Source organism: Caproiciproducens puteiluti (assembly GCF_052442865.1).
Classification (GTDB): domain Bacteria; phylum Bacillota; class Clostridia; order Oscillospirales; family Acutalibacteraceae; genus Caproiciproducens.
Window position 1 is genome coordinate 493027 of sequence record NZ_CP194790.1, and the last position, 16601, is coordinate 509627.

Sequence of the window (16601 nt, forward strand, 5' to 3'; positions counted from 1 at the left end):
TCCATGAGGGAGGTGGCGCGCTCGGCGCGACGGAAGGAGTCCCTTAAATACGACACAACAAATCCCCTTTCCAACCGCCCGGAGGCACTGGAAAGGGGATTTTTATGATAATTTTATTATAACAGGGACATCGAGCTATCCGTGTCGGAGGACGTAAGGCCCGAGAGGTCGGAGGACATCATCTGGGTGGTGTTCATCTGCATTTGGGCGATAAAAAGCTGCAGGAATGCGAGATAATCGTCATAGGTGAAAGAGGTGCCGGAAGCGCCGGTTCCGGAGGAAACAGACGAAAGGGCTCCGGCCGACAGGGAGCCTGCCGACGGGGAACCGGTCAGCGCCGAAAGGCCCGTCAGTCCCGTTCCGGCAATGGAAGTGTTCAGAAGCGAGCTTAAACCGGAAAGCGCGTCGGTCGGCGCGGAAACGTCCCCGCCCGCTTCGTTCAGCACTTTGGAAATATAAGCCTGCGTCTCTTTGAACGGAGGAATTCCGCCGTACTTGGCAACGTTGCCGCTGCCCGCGTTGTAAGCGGCGAGCGCCAGCTTGGTATCGCCGTCGTACCGGTCGAGCATCTGGCTCAGGTATTTTGCCCCGCCCATGATGTTCTGCTCCGCGTCAAGGGGATTTTCCACCCCAAGCGAGGCGGCGGTTCCCGGCATCAGCTGCATCACGCCCTGTGCGCCGCAGCTTGAGACGGCGTCCGCGTCAAATCCGGATTCCACCTTGGCGACCGCTTTGAGCAGGTTCACCGGGAGATTATATTTCTGGGCGGCGGTCTGGAAGATATCGTCCATGCTGCCCTTTTTCTGTTGACTGTCCTCTGCGCCGATCGCGTTTTGCAGCAGATTGGAAAATACGGAGGTCGCCGCACTTTTGTTAACCGCTGCATTTGTACGGTTCAGAGCGGATATTTGATTGTAGTAACCGGAAAGAATACGATTGTCCATGATCATGCTCCACAGTTTATTTTCCTGATATTGGAATCTTTATTTATCATAACGTATTTTGTCGAAAAATCCAACCTTTTTAACAAAAAAATAATTTTTTCCTGATAAAGCGGTTCCCATGCGCGGAAAGAACTCTTTACGGGCGCAAAACAGATGCCGAAAAATCGTGCCGGATTCGTATATTTTGCGGGCTGGATTGGCAGAATATTTTTGAAGGAGGTGCCGAGATGACAATATCAAAAGGGGAATACAAAAAGATGGCGGATAAAGCTTCGCCCGGTACAACATACGTGAAAAATACCATTCTCGCGTTTGTGGTCGGCGGCGGTATCTGCACACTCGGACAGGCACTGGTTAACCTGTACATGAACTACGGGCTGGAGCTCAAGGACGCGCGCGCGTGGGTTTCCATCAGCTTAATCGCGCTCAGCGCGCTGCTGACTGCGCTGAAAATCTACGACAATATCGCAAAGCACGCCGGGGCCGGTACGCTGGTGCCGATTACGGGGTTCGCCAACTCGATCGTCGCTCCCGCCATGGAGTTTAAAAGCGAGGGCTATGTCATTGGAATGGGCGGAAAAATGTTCGTCATCGCGGGTCCGGTGCTGGTTTACGGAATCGCGGCCTCGATCTTATACGGCCTGATTGTATGGTTTTTCCATTTATACTAAGATGAGGAGGAATGGCTATGCCTACCCGAATCGGCAAATATACGGTTGAACTGACCAGTAAGCCTGTGATTCTCGGTTCTGCCTCGGTTGTCGGCAAAAAAGAGGGCGAAGGGCCGCTTGGACAGTATTACGACCAGTGTCACAACGACACGACGCTGGGGGAGTCAAGCTGGGAAAAAGCGGAAAGCCGCCTGCAGAATGAGGCGGTCGTGCTTGCGCTGGAAAAAGCAAACCTGAAAAATTCGGATGTCGACTGCATTATGGCGGGGGACCTGCTGAATCAGTGCATTTCCTCCACCTTCGGCCTGCGCAGCCTGAACATCCCGTTTCTCGGGCAGTTCGGCGCCTGTTCCACCATGGCGCAGACGCTGGCGATCGCTTCTTTATTCACAGAGTCCGGCGCGGCGCGACGGGCGGTCGCGGTGACCTCGTCCCATTTCTGCTCCGCAGAGCGCCAGTTCCGGTTCCCGCTGGAATACGGCGGGCAGCGGACGCCCACGGCCCAGTGGACGGCCACGGCTGCGGGGGCGATTGTGATGGGCTCCCCGCAGCAGAAACAGGAGGGCCAGATTGTCGTGGATTCCGTCACCTTTGGACGGATCACCGACTTCGGCATCAAGGACGCGGCAAACATGGGGGCTGCTATGGCTCCGGCCGCGGCGCAGACTCTGATCGATTATTTATCGGACACCGGCTCTTCACCGAAGGATTTTGACCTGATCCTGACGGGGGACCTCGGAAGCATCGGCAGCGACCTGATGGAAAAGCTGCTGATGAAGGACGGAATCGATATCAGCGCCGTACACAATGACTGCGGACTGATGATCTACGATATTGAAAAGCAGGACGTCCACGCGGGCGGTTCCGGCTGCGGATGCTCCGGAGCGGTGCTGTGCTCCTATATCATGCAGCAGATGCTGTCCGGAAAGCTGCACAAGGTGCTGTTCCTGGGGACGGGCGCGCTGATGTCGCCTACCTCTTCACAGCAGGGAGAAAGTATCCCGGGCGTGGCGCATCTGGTCCTTTTGAAAGCATGACGCAAAAACAAGGGCGGCTCACAGCCGCCCCTGTTGTTTTTTAACCGATGAATTTTTCCAGAGGGGAGATATCCAGACCGGAACAGGTGCGCAGGAAACCGTACAGCTGCTCCGCGATCAGCCTGTTCCCGCCCGGGGTGTCGCTTTCCACGTTCAGCGGCATCAGCGGGTCGTGCACGCTCAGGCGCAGCAGGAACCAGCCGTCTCCGTTCTCTTTCCCGAAGGAAATGCGGATGCCCTCGCGGTTGTCGGGCGCAATCTGCCAGCCCGGCTGCTGTTTGGCGTAAGCCTCCAGATCGGAAATGATCCGGCTGCCGCATTCCCGGAAATTTTCTTCCAGAATCGGGAAGCGCAGCTCGGCGGCCTCGGCCGGTTCCGCCAGCGGCAGAAGCAGGCTTTCCAGCGTCTTCCCCTGCGCGCGCAGCTGCGCCATTTTAATAATGATCTTTGTCACCAGATACGCGCCGTCGTCCAGAAAATAATTTTCACGCAGGGCGGCGTGGCCGGAGGTCTCAATGGCCAGCGGGCAGTTGACGCCCGCTTCGTTCAGCCGGATCGCCTCGTTGATGACGTTTTTATATCCTCTTTTAAAACGGTGGTGCTTTCCGCCCAGCGTTTCTTCAATATAGGTCTTGAGTCCGCTGGAAGTAATGGAGTCCGTTACGACGGTGCCGCCCGCGTTGCCCTCCAGCGCAATCGCGGAGGCGATGGCTACCAGCCGGTTGCGGTTGATTTCATCCCCCTTTGCGTCCACCGCGCCGCCGCGGTCCACGTCGGTGTCGAAAATCACGCCCATGTCTGCTTTCGCGGCAACGGTCGCCGCGCACACGGACTGCATGGCGGCTTCGTTTTCCGGGTTGGGGATATGGTTCGGGAAGGTACCGTCCGGCTCCAGGAACTGGCTGCCGTCGGTATTTGCGCCGAGCGGGGCCAGAACATCCCGCGCGTAAAAGCCGCCCGCGCCGTTGCCCGCGTCCACCACGATTTTAAATCCCGCAAGCGGATGCTCATAGTCCGCGGCGTTCACACCGGATTTGATTTTTTCTCTCAGGTTCGCACAGTACCGCGCCATATAATCGACTTTTTCCACTGTTCCGGAGCCGGGAAGGGGTCTTCCGCCTTCCTGCGCGTGCAGCAGAATCTGCTCGATATCCGGTGCGTCAAGGCCGCCGCTTCTGGTGAAAAATTTCAGTCCATTGCGGTTGAAGGGGTGATGGCTTGCCGTAATCTGTATGGAGCCGTCGCAGCCGAGGTCGACTGTGGTCATAAACATGGAAGGGGTGGAGGCCAGCCCGCAGTCCAGCACATGCACGCCCCCTCCGGTGAGCGAACGGGTCACCGCCGCCTGAATCCGGTCGGCGGAAATGCGGGAATCATGCCCTACGGCGACGGTCAGCATAGAAGCGTCTTTTTTGGTAAAGGCTTCGAGCCACAGGACAAAGCCCGCCGCCATTTTTTCAATATTTTCATCGGTAAGGCTGATTTTCTGCCCCGGTACTCCTTCGCTGGCCACTCCGCGGATATCGGTGCCGCTCTTAAACTGTTTCCAATACTTTGTAAGCATCAATCTGTCCCCTTTATGCTGTTATTTGGTCTTATTATAAGCGATTCAGGGATATTTGTAAACGAGGTGTTCACAATCGAAAATTTGATTACAATCAGTAATATTTATAAGATATACAACAAAGGGGAGAACGAAGTGCGCGCGCTGAACGGCGTTTCCCTGTCCATAGACGAAGGGGAATTCGTCGCTATCGTCGGTCAGTCCGGCTCGGGAAAATCGACCCTGATGAATATTCTGGGCTGTCTGGATACGCCGACCATGGGCGAGTATTATCTGGACGGGGAAAACGTGGCGGGTCTGAGCGAAAAACGGCTGACGCAGATCCGCAACTGCGAGCTCGGGTTCGTCTTTCAGGGGTTCAATCTGATCAGCGGGCTGGACGCGCTTGAAAACGTGGAGCTGCCCCTGCTTTACCGCGGGATTCCAAAATCCGGGCGCCGCGCCCTTGCGCAGGAGGCCCTTTCAAAGGTCGGGCTGACGAACCGCGAGAACCACAAGCCGGACCAGATGAGCGGCGGGCAACAGCAAAGGGTGGCCATTGCGCGCGCGATCGCGGCAAAGCCACCCATTATTCTGGCCGATGAACCGACCGGCAATCTGGACTCAAAGTCCGGCGCGGCGGTCATGCGGATATTGAATTCTTTAAATGAAGAAGGGAAAACGGTTGTTTTGATTACGCATGATGAAAAAATTGCCGCTTCTGCGGGCCGCGTGGTACAGATACAGGACGGGCAGATCGTCAGTCAGTAAATTTTTCGTCGACAATGGTGTCCCTGAATTTGGGGAGCAGCTCCCGGATATGCTTCAGGTAAAAGAAGCAGTATTCGTACATCTGGCTGACCGCCTGCATCTGTACGGAGCGGCTGATGGTAATATATCCGCAGCGCGGTTTGAAATACAGGTACATCGGAAAGCCCCCGTCCTCGCAGGGCTGAAGAAATTTCGCGTGAAGGCGGTGCGCGCCCAGCTTTTCGTAAAATCGGATGCGCCGTTTCTGCTGTTCGGCAAGCTCCGGGTCGGTTTCGGAGACATACTCCACGGAAAACAGGATGCCGTCGAACGGTCCGCAATATTTCTGCCAGAGTGCGCGGAACAGCGCGCTGCCATATCCGCAGGCATGGTGTTTTTTCAGGACGGCCAGATAATCCAGCCAGAGAATATTGCTGTCCTCCATCGCATACACCAAAGCGTAGCCGATCAGCTCGTTGTCGGAAAGCCGACGGAACAGCAGGATTTTATACCGGTCGCCGTTCAGCAGCTGTAAATACCTTGGATACGGATACAGCTCAGAGGGCGGGAACTGCTGCTTCATGTCCTCGTAAATCATGGGCAGGTCATTTTTGTCACCCAATACAATGGCGGACTCGGGTGCGAAAGTCATTTTAACAATCTCCTGTCTAGATAGCAAAGCTCCGGATGCGGACTTTGCTAAAGTAATCAATAGGCATTATAGCACATCCGCCCTGAAAACCGCAAGCCGTCCCGGCAAGCGGAAGACGTGCCGGCTCATTGACAATCGGGAAGAAAATGTTATAATGACCTTGGAAGATATTAGGATCACTGACCGGTGAAATTCACCGCTGAAGGAGGTTTATTATGACGTCGTCTACGCTTCAACTGCATGATGTGGATGTTCCAGCATTTATTAAGGTGCTTGACCAGTGTGAAGGAAACGTCTTTCTGGTAACACGTGAGGGCGACCATCTCAATTTAAAGAGCAAGCTCAGCCAATTGGTCGGGCTGACACAGCTGATCGAAGGCGGAAAAATCGCAGAGGCCTTCATTGTCTGTGAAAAACCGGAGGACGAATCAAAGCTTTTCCGCTTCAATCTTTTCGGAACGGAAAAAGCATAATCGGCAGGAACGGATATGCCGTCCCGGCAACGATTCCGCCTGACAGGTTTTTCGACACTCTCGCCGCCCGTGAGGGCGGTTTTTTTAGTACACGGGAACATAAGGAGGAACATCATTGTCACACAGAAGAAATCGGAGAACTCCTTTTTGGGTCTCTCTGCTGATTTTTGCCGCGATTTCGGCGGCGATGGCGTTCGGGTCCCGCGGCGGAACGGGGACGGTCGCCGGCCCGGCGCCGCCGCAGGGCTCCTCGGGCGCACAGCCGTCCGGGACGGAGCAGGACGCCACAAGCGTCTATTTTCTTGACGTAGGGCAGGGGGACAGCGAGCTGATCCGGCTGAAAACAGGCGAAAATATCCTGATCGACGCGGGTACCCCGGAAACGGCGCAGGAGCTTGCCGACTACCTGGCGGATCTGGGGGTTTCAAAAATCGACTTCCTGATTGCGACGCATCCCCATGCCGACCACATCGGCGGGATGGAGCAGATCGTCGACCGCTTTTCCATCGGGAAGGTCTATATGCCCAGAATTCCCGACAGCCAGATTCCCACCACGGCAACCTATGAAAAGCTGCTGACCGCCATTGACCGGAAAGGGCTGAAAATCACCGCCGCAAAAGCGGGCACGGTAATTTTTGACACAGGGGAGGAAAAACTGGAAATACTGGCTCCGAATTCCGAAAAATACGGTGATCTGAACAGCTACTCCATCGTTACAATGCTCACGAGCGGCGAAAAGCGCTTTTTGTTTACCGGGGACGCGGAATCGGACAGCGAAAAGGAGATGGTGAAAAAGGGGTACGACCTGCGCTGCGACGTTCTGAAATGCGGGCATCACGGAAGCTCCACCTCCACCAGCGCCGCCTTCTTAAAGGCGGCGGGCCCTAGCGCGGCGGTGATCTCCTGCGGCCTGAACAACGATTACGGCCACCCGCACAAGGAAGTGGTGGACCGGCTGAAGAAAGCCGGAGTGACCATTTACCGAACCGACCAGCAGAAAACCATTCTGGCGCAATGCGACGGAAAAACCATCCGGTTTACCACGGGATTACAATCGGTCGCCGGATAACACAGAATAGACAATTTCAGAGGATTATAAAAAAGCGCCTTGAACGGAAAACCCGGTTCAAAGCGCTTGATTTATCAATTTTCTATTTTAAAAAAGCATCCGCTTACTTTTCTTCGTTGAAAAACTTCTCCCAGTCAAAGTTGCTGTCCTGTATCGGCTGCGCCTGCGATTTCGGGAGAGAATCGGGGTCCGAGGAAGAAGCGGACGGATCGCTCCGGTTTAAAAGATCCTGCGGAATGGGCGCGGTTTCTTCCTGGTCGGGGTTCACCGGCCTTTTCTCCGGCTGCGGCTTCGCAGCGGGCCGGTGTTTTGCGATGGTCCGGGATTTTGCAGCGGGCGTCGGCTCTGCGGCGGCGGGGGCTTCGGTTTCGTTCGAGCTGGACTGAATATCGGTAAAGGACTGCGTATCGTCGGAAACGGCGTCGGTCGGGTGCTGCGCTTCGTCGCTGTAGGAGCTGATGTCCTCAAAGGTTGCGGGTTCTTCGCTTTCCTGAACGCCGCCCGCGGGGGCGAACTTCAGATTTTGACGGCGTCCCTGAAAAAAAAACTGAAGGTAGATGAACAGGCCGATTCCGCACAGCGCAAGAACGATCAGCACAACGCCCAAAATCAGAAGCCAGGATACGCCGCCGATCCCCGACGGGGTTTCGGCTTCACTGCTGACAGTACCGGCGGCCGCCACCGTTTCGCTGGAGGAGGAATCCCCACTGGAAAGAAGCTCTCCCCAGTCCTGGGAAGAAAGCACGTCCGGGTCGCTGACGGTCTGCGCCGCCTGAGAAGCTCTTTTTTCGACCTCATTGGTGTGGGTATCGACATAGTGGTTTACCACCGGCTCCTTGCTGGAAACCGCGGTAGCTCTGGAGCTTTCCGGATTGCTCACGGCGGACTCGGCCTGGCTGTTCTGGTCGGGCTGAGAAGATTCACCCTGTGAATTACCGTCGGGCTGGGACGTCTCTCCCGGCTGGGAAGAAGTCCCCCCCTGCGAAGTATCTTCGGAATGGGAAGAACTGCCGCCCGTGGAAACGGAGCCTGTGGATTCCTGCCCCGGCGGGTCGACCGCAACGGTAGCATTGCTTTCGGCAAAAGCAGTCAACGTAAACACTGTGACCGCAAAAATCAGTGTCAGAAACACTGTCAGAAATCTCTTCGATTTTATATTCATTATCACAAATCCTCTCAATGCTGATAAGCTGACATAAACATATAATATCATATATTATGGTTCCCATACAACTGTGAATTTTCTGTAAAATTTCCATAGAAATACATTTGCGGCAGAAGAACATTGAAAAAACAGTTTTAGGATGATATAATTAAAAAATTAGTATGCAAAATGATTGTAGGAGTGCGATTATGGGCGTAATTATCAGCACCGACAGTGCCTGCGACTTGTTTCCCGATTTATATAAGCAGTACCGGATAGAGATTGTCCCGCTTTATATTACGGTGGAAGGCCGCACCCGCCGGGATGTTTTTGAAATCGGGCCGGACGACGTTTTTGCGGATTACGAGAAAACGCACCGGCTGCCGAAAACGTCGGCTCCGCCGCCCGCCGATTTTTTTGAACTCTTCAAAAAGCAGGTGGGAAACGGAAACGACGTGGTTCATATCGCGATGAATTCCAAATTTTCCTCGTCCTACCAGAACGCCGTGATCGCCGCGCAGGAATTCGACAACGTTTACGTGGTGGACACCTTTACGCTGAGCTCCGCTCAGGGCCTTTTGGTGCTCCGGGCCGCGGACATGCGCGACGCGGGGATGTCCGCGAAAGAGATTTTTGACAGGATCGAAACAGACAAAACCAAAATGCGCACCAACGTGCTTTTGGATACGCTGGAATTTGCCTACCGGGGCGGACGAGCCACCATGCTGCAGATGTTCGGGGCAAACCTGTTGAAGCTGCGCCCCTGTCTTCTGCTGGACACCCACGGCGTGCTTTCCGTGCGGCGGAAATTCCGCGGAAATTTTGCGCAGGTCTGCAAGGAATATATCCGGTTTGTGCTCGACCAGCCGAATATGGACGACGAGCGCGCGTTTGTTTCCACCACGGGGATGGACCAGTCGCTTTTTGACAGCGTAGTCAGAATGGTCAAGGAAAGCGGAAAGTTCCGGCAGGTCCTCACCTCGCGCGCGGGATGCAGCATGACGGTCCACACGGGCCCCAACACGCTTGTTTTGTTTTACAAGGAAAAATAGGAGGAGCTATGCAGCGAAAGGTAAAAATTGTAGCCGACAGCACCTGCGACCTGAACGCACAGATGCTGGAACGCTGCCAGATTGAAGTCATTCCGCTCAACGTGAATCTGGGCGACAAGTCCTATCTGGACGGGGTAACCGTCCATACGCCGGACCTGTTCGAATATTATAAAAAGACTGGACAGCTTCCCACTACTTCCGCGCCGACTCCCGCGTATTACGAGGAGTTCTATCGCGGGTGGACGGACGAAGGCTGGGAGGTCGTGCATTTCAGCATCAGCGCGGAGCTGACCGTGACGCCGAATATCGCGAAGATGGCAGCCGAAAAGTTTGACGGCGTTTATCCCGTGGATTCCCGCAACGTGTCCAGCGGCATGGGCATCCTTGCCGTGAAAGCGGCCGAGCTGCGCGATCAGGGATATTCCGCGGCGGAAATCGCACAGCGGGTCGGGGCGATGACCGGGAAGGTGCGCACCACCTGCGTGATCAGCACGCTCCTTTATATGTATAAAGGCGGGCGCTGCACCGGGGTGCAGGCGCTGGGCGCGAATCTGCTGAACCTGAAGCCCTGCATCGATGTGAAGGACGGCAAAATGGGCGTCGCCAAAAAGTACCGTGGAAGCCTGAAATCGGCGGTCTGCAAGCTGGCGGAGGACAGGCTGAAGGGCGCGGAAAACATCGATCTTTCCCGTCTGATCATCGCCCACTACGACGTGGACAATGAAACCATTGAAGCGGTCAGGCAGAAGATCCTGGAATACCAGAATTTTGAGGAAATCGTGGTCGGGGACTGCGGCTGTTCCGTTTCGGTTCACTGCGGGCCGGGGACCTTCGCCATTGTTTATATGGAAAAGTAAGGAAAAGGGCGGGGGCTGCTGCATAATCGCTCTTTTGAAAAATAGGGTACAAAAAATACGTCTCGATCGGACTGCTGAATGTCGTTTCGAGGCGTATTTTTATGATTTTCCGGCATTTTCAGTTGATTCTGCAAGAAGTTTACGTTTCTCCCCCGCCAAAGGCGGGGGAGAAACGTGTTTTGTCTGGCAATCTGCTATCGCAAATTCATTTTGCAACAGCCTCATTTATAGCGGCTGGATGGGTTCGCTGTTCGCCAGAAGGATATCCCGGGCCAGCTCCTCCAGCTGTTCCCAGCTTTCCAGATCTCCCGCCCGGCGGCGGAACGACGCGGCGTTTTTTATCCCCTTCAGGTACCAGCCCACGTGCTTGCGTGCCTCGTTCATGGCGCGGTGCTCGCCCTTGTATTCGCACATCAGCCGGATATGCTGCAGCATGACCAGAATACGCTCGTGGATATCCGGCGGAGGGACGATCCGGCACGAATCGGTCAGGTAGGCGTTGATCTGGGAAAAAATCCACGGGTTGCCCAGCGCCCCGCGCCCGACCATCACCGCGTCGCAGCCGGTCTGTTCCAGCATCTGCGCGGCGGTCTGTGCGGAAACAACGTCGCCGTTTCCGATTACGGGGATGCCGACCGCCTGCTTGACCTGACGGATAATTTCCCAGTCCGCGTTGGGGGCGTACATCTGCTCGCGCGTACGGCCGTGGACGGTGACGGCATCCGCTCCGGCGGCCTCGCAGATTTTGGCGACTTCCACCGCGTTGACGCTGCCGCTGTCCCAGCCCTTGCGCATTTTCACCGTGACCGGTACGGGGACGGCGCTTTTGACCGCCGCGACGATCTCCCCGCAGAGTCCGGGATTTTTCATCAGTGCGCTGCCGGAGCCGCTGCAGCTCACCTTCGGCGCGGGGCAGCCCATGTTGATGTCGATCACGTCCGGGCGGTACTTCATCGCCTTTTCCGCGGCCTGTGCCATTACGGCGGGCTCGCTCCCGAAAAGCTGGATGCCCGCCGGGCGCTCCGCTTCGCTCAGCTCCATCAGCTCGCCGGTCTTTTTGTCGTTGAACTGGAGCCCCTTCGAGCTGACCATTTCGCTGACCGCATAGGAGGCCCCGAAGCGCACGCAGGTCTCTCGGAAAGCCCGGTCGGCCACGCCGGCCATCGGCGCGAGCACGGCGAAGCCATCTATTTGTAAATTGCCGATTTTCATGCAAAATTCCTTTCCGTTTTAAAATCCGCGTTCATTATAACACTTATTTTTTTCTTTGGAAAGTGCTATAATACCAATGTATATGTTCGAAAAGAGGCGAGGCTTTCCGGCTGGCTGTGTTGCTTTCCGGTCCGCCCGCAGACGATACCGCTGAAAAAGGAGAACAACATGAAGCTGCTTGTACTTGACGGAAACAGCATACTGAACCGCGCGTTCTACGGCATCCGCCTTCTGACCACGAAGGAAGGGATTTTTACCAACGGGATTTACGGTTTTCTGACGATGCTGCAGAAACTGAAAAACGAAACCGACCCCGACGCGGTGGCCATTGCGTTCGATATGCGCGCGCCGACCTTCCGCCACAAGGAATACGCGGGTTACAAGGCGCAGCGCAAGGGGATGCCCGAAGAGCTGGCCCAGCAGCTTCCCAACCTCAAGGAACTGCTGCGGCTTCTGGGCTACCGTCTGGTGGAGTGCGAGGGCTTCGAGGCCGACGATATTCTGGGTACACTGGCGCACCGGTGCAGCGAAAGCGGGGACGAGTGCATTCTCGCCACCGGCGACCGCGACAGCCTTCAGCTGGTCGGGCCGCGTGTCAACGTCCGTCTTGCCGCGACCAAATTCGGCCAGCCGCAGGTCACGGTTTACGACGAGGCCAAAATTATGGAGGACTACGGCGTGACCCCGAAGCAGCTGATCGACATCAAGGCGATTCAGGGGGATTCGTCGGACAACATTCCGGGCGTCGCGGGCATCGGCCCGAAGGGCGCGGGCGACCTGATTCAGAAATACCACGATCTTGATTCTATTTATAAAGATATCGATACGCTGGATATCAAGGAAGGAATGCGCCAGAAGCTGGTCAGGGACAAGGAAACCGCTTATCTGAGCCGCTACCTCGGGACCATCCGCACGGACGCGCCGGTCGATCTGGAAATTTCACACTATGTTCCGCAGCCCTGCGACAATGACGCCGCCGCGCGCCTGATGGCAAAGCTGGAATTTTTCTCGCTGATCGACAAAATGGGTCTGCGCGAGCCCGCTGCTTCTCCGGAGGCGGAGAAGGCGGAGGAAGCCGCTCCGGGCGTTGCGGAAAACACCGACCCGGCGGCGCTTTTGAAGGAACTTGAAAAGGCGGGCCGCGCCGACTTTATCGCGGAGGATGACGGCGGAAACCTGAAGCTGTATCTCAACAGCGGCAGCCGGATTTATGTGATCGACGACGCCGGATTGATCAAACGGCTCTGTGAGGACCAAAGCATCCGCAAGAATACGCACGACATCAAGCCGCTTTACGCCGCTCTGCTGGCGCGGGATATCGTGCTGAAAAACCCCGGGATCGACACGATGCTGGCGGCTTACCTGCTCAACCCATCGGCGTCCGGGTATGAGCCGTCCCGGTTGGCGCAGGAGTACGACGTTGCCCTGACCCGGCAGGAGGATGCCCGGCTGACGGACGCTTGTGTGATGCCCGCGCTTGCGGACGTGCTGGCCGGTGAAATCGGGAAGAAAAACCAGACGGAGCTGTTAAATAACATCGAAATGCCGCTGGCAGAAGTTCTGGCCCGCATGGAGACCGTCGGGTTTGCCGTGGACAAGGACGGCATCCGCTCGTACGGAGAGGTTTTACAGGCACAGATCGACACGATCCAGACGCAGATTTATGAAACGGTCGGCTATGAATTCAATATCAATTCCCCCAAACAGCTGGGCGAAGCGCTGTTTGAAAAGCTGGGGCTGAATCACGGGAAAAAGACGAAAACCGGCTATTCCACGGCGGTCGAAATTCTGGAAAACCTGCGCTACGAGCACCCGGCGGTGGAGCTGGTGCTGAATTACCGCAGCCTGGCAAAGCTGAAATCCACCTACTGCGAGGGCCTTTTAAAGGTGATTGGGCCCGACGGAAGAATCCATTCCAATTTTAACCAGACGGAAACGCGCACGGGCCGCATCAGCTCCACGGAGCCGAATCTGCAGAACATCCCCGTGCGCACCGACCTTGGCCGGGAAATGCGCCGTTTCTTTGTCGCGCGCGAGGACTGGGTGCTGGTGGACGCGGATTACTCCCAGATTGAGCTGCGCGTTCTGGCGCACGTTGCCAACGATAAAAATATGATACAGGCATTTTTGAATAACGACGATATCCACCGCAGCACGGCGGCGCAGGTGTTCCATATGCCGGAGCAGATGGTGACCCCGGTGATGCGCAGCCGCGCCAAGGCGGTCAATTTCGGCATCGTGTACGGTATTGGCGCGTTTTCTCTTGCGAAAAACATCCATGTTACGCGAAGCGAAGCCGATACCTATATTAAGGATTACCTTGCCCACTATTCCGGGATTGACCGGTATATGAAAGAGGTCGTGGCGCTGGCGAAGGAAACCGGCTACGCCGAGACGATGTTCGGCCGCCGGCGCTACCTGCCGGAACTGACCTCCAGCAATTTCAACATGCGCTCGTTCGGCGAGCGGGTGGCGCGCAATATGCCGATTCAGGGCGCCGCCGCCGATATCATCAAAATCGCCATGGTGAAAGTGGAAAAGCGGCTGGAAAAAGAGGGGATGCGGTCCCGTCTGATTTTACAGGTACACGACGAACTGATTGTGGAATCCCCGAAGGACGAGGCGGAGAAGGCCGCGCGGATTCTGACGGAGGAAATGGAGAACGCCGTTTCCCTTTCCGTCCCGATGGTTGCCGAGGCCAAAATCGGGAAAACCTGGTACGAGGCGAAGGCATGACCATTTTCACCTGTCCCGTCTGCGGGGAAAAGCTGGAAAGGCTTGCGAAAGCCTATGTCTGCAAAAACGGGCACAGCTACGATCTTGCGCGGGAGGGCTATGTCCACCTTCTGCCGCCGAACAAAATGCACGCCAAAGTACCCGGCGACAATCAGGAAATGACCGCGTCGCGCCGGCGTTTTCTGGAATCCGGCGCCTACCGGCTTTTCAGCGACAAGCTCAATGAGCTGGTGCGCGCATATTCCCGGACAAAAAGTCCAATCATCCTTGACGCGGGCTGCGGGGAGGGCTACTATACCGGGCGGCTCCGCGAAGAACTGCTTTCCCATGGGTTTACCCCGCAGGTCTTTGGGTTCGATATCTCCAAGTTTGCGGTAAAGGCCGCGGCGAAAAAATACAAAGCGATCTCCTTCGCCGTTGCCAGCAGCTTCGGTATCCCGGTTTCGGACGGTGCGGCGGACCTCGTACTGGACGTGTTCGCGCCGGTGGTGGAAAGCGAGCTGAATCGCGTGCTCAAACCGGGGGGAATTCTGATTTTAGCCGTGCCGGGCCGCCGTCATCTGTACGGGTTAAAGGAAATCCTGTACGACGAGCCCTATGAAAACGAGTCCTTTGAGGCGCATTACAGCGGATTTGCCTTTATCGGCCGCGTGCCGGCACAGACCAACGCCGTGATTTCCGGCGCGTTGATTCAGGACCTGTTCGCCATGACGCCTTATTTCTACAAAACCGGGGCGGAGGGCGTACAGCGGCTGAAACAGGTACGGACACTGGAAACGCATCTGAAATTTGATTTTCTAATCTATGAAAAGGTGGGAGAAAATTGCGCAGGCGCAAAGAGCTGACAAACGAACAGTTTGAAAACATGGGCTTCCTTGTCTTGATTACGGTGCTGGCCCTGCTGTGCCGTTTTCTGCTTTTCCCGTTTGAGTCCGGGGATTATCACCAGTTTTTGCAGGGATGGTACACCGCGCTGAAGGAGAACGGAGGCTTTGCGGCGGTGGGGATGAATATCGGCGATTATATGCCGACCTATCTCTATCTGCTTGCCGGGTTTACATATCTTCCCGTTTCCGGGCTGACCGCCATTAAGCTTGTTTCCAGCCTGGCGGACATTGTTCTGGCCGTTTACGTGATGAAAACGGTCCGGCTGAAGGTTGACGACCCTCTGTACGGGGGAATGGCATACGCGGCTGTTCTGTTTTTGCCGAGCGTGGTGCTGAATTCGGCTGTATGGGGGCAGTGCGACGCGATTTTTACCGCCGCGCTCGTCGCCTGTGTGTACTATTTCATGCTGGATAAGGAATATCAGGCGGTCGCCGCTTTTGCCATCGCGTTTGTCTTTAAACTACAGGCGGTGTTTCTGGCGCCGTTTTTGCTGCTCCTGCTCGTCAAGCGCAGGGTGCGCCTCAGCACCTTCCTGATGATTCCGTTCGTGTATCTGCTGGCCATCCTTCCCGCCATGTTTCTGGGGCGCAGCATGAGGGGACTTCTGACGGTATATTTTTCCCAGGCGGGGCAGTATAAGATGATCGCCATGTTCCTGCCGAACCTGTACACCTGGCTGCCGGAGGACACGCCGGAGTACATCAGCGCCGCCGCGGTGATTCTGGCCGGCGCGCTGACCATTTCCGCGCTGTTCTATCTATATAAAAGGAAGTTCGTTTTTACGGACGAGCTGTTTGTTTCGCTGGCGCTCTTTTTTGCGCTGTTTTTGCCGTTCATCCTCCCGCATATGCACGAGCGGTACTTCTATCTGGCGGATATCCTGTCGGTCGTCTTTGCGTTCTATTTCCCGAAGATGCTCTACGTGCCGGTGGTCACGGTGCTGAGCTCCACCTACGCCGTCTGCCACAACCTGTTCAATACGGACTTTTTCAGCGTGCAGCTGCTGGCGGTCGTGATGCTTTTCATTCTGATACAGGTCGCAAGGCACACGGTGCGGCAGATTGACCTTCAGTCGGAGCAGCCGGGGCAGGTGCCGGGATGAGCGGGGTGCGGATCGTGCCGATGGGCGGGGAGCACCTCGGCGCGCTGGAAAACATCGACGCCCTCTGCTTTTCGGACCCCTGGCCGCCCGAGGGGCTCCGCGCGGAGCTCTCCAGCGATACGGCCTGTTTTGCCGCGGCAGAGTGCGGGGGGGAAACCGTGGGCTGTGCGGGAATGCACTGTATCTGCGGGGAATGCTATATCGACAAGGTCTGCGTCCACCCCGGCTTTCGCCGGAGGGGGATCGCGCGGGCGCTGGTGCGGTATTTAATAGATGCCGCGGTCAAAAACCACGCGGAATTTATGACGCTGGAGGTGCGTCGGAGCAACGATGCCGCCGTCGCGCTTTACGCTGGGCTCGGCTTTGAGCCGGTCGGGGTCAGGAAGGACTTTTACACGGCGCCGAAAGAGGACGCGCTGCTGATGACGAGATTTTTTCAGAATTAAAGGATGAACGCGCCGGTTTTCCGTC

Annotated in this window: 16 protein-coding genes; 11 read left to right on the plus strand and 5 right to left on the minus strand. The window is 56.2% G+C overall.

Annotated features, from left to right (window positions below):
• Positions 1-116 precede the first annotated feature (116 nt).
• Positions 117-944 carry a lytic transglycosylase domain-containing protein gene (locus tag ACRQU7_RS02435; protein WP_444643404.1) on the minus strand — a complete coding sequence of 276 codons (828 nt, stop codon included), beginning with the start codon at positions 942-944 and terminating at the stop codon, positions 117-119.
• 227 nt (positions 945-1171) lie between these two features.
• Between ACRQU7_RS02435 and spoVAC the strand changes: the two genes are divergently transcribed.
• A complete protein-coding gene (spoVAC, locus tag ACRQU7_RS02440) occupies positions 1172-1615 on the plus strand; it encodes a stage V sporulation protein AC (RefSeq protein WP_042081179.1) in 444 nt (147 codons plus the stop codon).
• Between the two features lie 17 nt (positions 1616-1632).
• Entirely contained in the window at positions 1633-2652 is a 1020-nt protein-coding gene (spoVAD, locus tag ACRQU7_RS02445) for a stage V sporulation protein AD (protein ID WP_038322001.1), read from the plus strand.
• Between the two features lie 40 nt (positions 2653-2692).
• Here the strand turns inward: spoVAD and ACRQU7_RS02450 are convergent, their stop codons facing one another.
• Positions 2693-4216 carry a phosphomannomutase/phosphoglucomutase gene (locus tag ACRQU7_RS02450; protein WP_444643407.1) on the minus strand — a complete coding sequence of 508 codons (1524 nt, stop codon included), beginning with the start codon at positions 4214-4216 and terminating at the stop codon, positions 2693-2695.
• Positions 4217-4291: 75 nt separating this feature from the next.
• Here ACRQU7_RS02450 and ACRQU7_RS02455 point away from each other — a divergent pair, with 75 nt between their 5' ends.
• Positions 4292-4966 (plus strand): ABC transporter ATP-binding protein, encoded by a 675-nt coding sequence (locus ACRQU7_RS02455; RefSeq protein WP_279231019.1) that lies wholly within the window; start codon positions 4292-4294, stop codon positions 4964-4966.
• Here the strand turns inward: ACRQU7_RS02455 and ACRQU7_RS02460 are convergent.
• A complete protein-coding gene (locus tag ACRQU7_RS02460) occupies positions 4956-5597 on the minus strand; it encodes a GNAT family N-acetyltransferase (RefSeq protein ID WP_444643409.1) in 642 nt (213 codons plus the stop codon). The genes ACRQU7_RS02455 and ACRQU7_RS02460 overlap by 11 nt on opposite strands.
• A gap of 215 nt (positions 5598-5812) precedes the next feature.
• On the opposite strand from ACRQU7_RS02460, the gene ACRQU7_RS02465 reads away from it, so the two are divergent.
• Together ACRQU7_RS02465 and ACRQU7_RS02470 are read left to right on the plus strand one after the other, a co-directional pair.
• Positions 5813-6070, plus strand: a complete 258-nt coding sequence (locus tag ACRQU7_RS02465) for a hypothetical protein (protein WP_038321998.1) — start codon at positions 5813-5815, stop codon at positions 6068-6070.
• Positions 6071-6185: 115 nt separating this feature from the next.
• Complete coding sequence (locus ACRQU7_RS02470) at positions 6186-7139, plus strand: ComEC/Rec2 family competence protein (protein ID WP_444643411.1); 954 nt, start codon at positions 6186-6188, stop codon at positions 7137-7139.
• Positions 7140-7242: 103 nt separating this feature from the next.
• Here the strand turns inward: ACRQU7_RS02470 and ACRQU7_RS02475 are convergent, their stop codons facing one another.
• Positions 7243-8301 (minus strand): hypothetical protein, encoded by a 1059-nt coding sequence (locus ACRQU7_RS02475; protein ID WP_444643413.1) that lies wholly within the window; start codon positions 8299-8301, stop codon positions 7243-7245.
• A 191-nt stretch (positions 8302-8492) separates the two neighbouring features.
• Here ACRQU7_RS02475 and ACRQU7_RS02480 point away from each other — a divergent pair, with 191 nt between their 5' ends.
• Positions 8493-9335, plus strand: coding sequence for a DegV family protein (locus ACRQU7_RS02480; RefSeq protein ID WP_444643415.1), 843 nt, complete (start codon positions 8493-8495; stop codon positions 9333-9335).
• An 8-nt stretch (positions 9336-9343) separates the two neighbouring features.
• Positions 9344-10192: a DegV family protein gene (locus tag ACRQU7_RS02485; protein WP_444643417.1), complete on the plus strand. Its 849-nt coding sequence runs from the start codon at positions 9344-9346 to the stop codon at positions 10190-10192.
• A 225-nt stretch (positions 10193-10417) separates the two neighbouring features.
• Here ACRQU7_RS02485 and dusB read toward each other — a convergent pair whose 3' ends face one another.
• Positions 10418-11404 (minus strand): tRNA dihydrouridine synthase DusB, encoded by a 987-nt coding sequence (dusB, locus tag ACRQU7_RS02490; RefSeq protein WP_444643419.1) that lies wholly within the window; start codon positions 11402-11404, stop codon positions 10418-10420.
• A 168-nt stretch (positions 11405-11572) separates the two neighbouring features.
• On the opposite strand from dusB, the gene polA reads away from it, so the two are divergent.
• From polA to rimI, 4 genes are read left to right on the plus strand one after another with little or no spacing between them, the layout of a single operon-like run.
• Complete coding sequence (gene polA / locus ACRQU7_RS02495) at positions 11573-14140, plus strand: DNA polymerase I (RefSeq protein ID WP_444643421.1); 2568 nt, start codon at positions 11573-11575, stop codon at positions 14138-14140.
• The gene (locus ACRQU7_RS02500; protein WP_444643423.1) at positions 14137-14985 is read left to right on the plus strand and encodes a putative RNA methyltransferase; all 849 of its coding nucleotides are present in this window, start codon (positions 14137-14139) and stop codon (positions 14983-14985) included. Before polA ends, ACRQU7_RS02500 begins: the two co-directional genes overlap by 4 nt.
• Positions 14964-16130, plus strand: a complete 1167-nt coding sequence (locus tag ACRQU7_RS02505) for a hypothetical protein (RefSeq protein WP_444643425.1) — start codon at positions 14964-14966, stop codon at positions 16128-16130. The genes ACRQU7_RS02500 and ACRQU7_RS02505 overlap by 22 nt, the downstream gene beginning before the upstream one ends.
• Positions 16127-16576 carry a ribosomal protein S18-alanine N-acetyltransferase gene (rimI, locus tag ACRQU7_RS02510; protein WP_444643427.1) on the plus strand — a complete coding sequence of 150 codons (450 nt, stop codon included), beginning with the start codon at positions 16127-16129 and terminating at the stop codon, positions 16574-16576. The genes ACRQU7_RS02505 and rimI overlap by 4 nt, the downstream gene beginning before the upstream one ends.
• Positions 16577-16601: the final 25 nt, after the last annotated feature.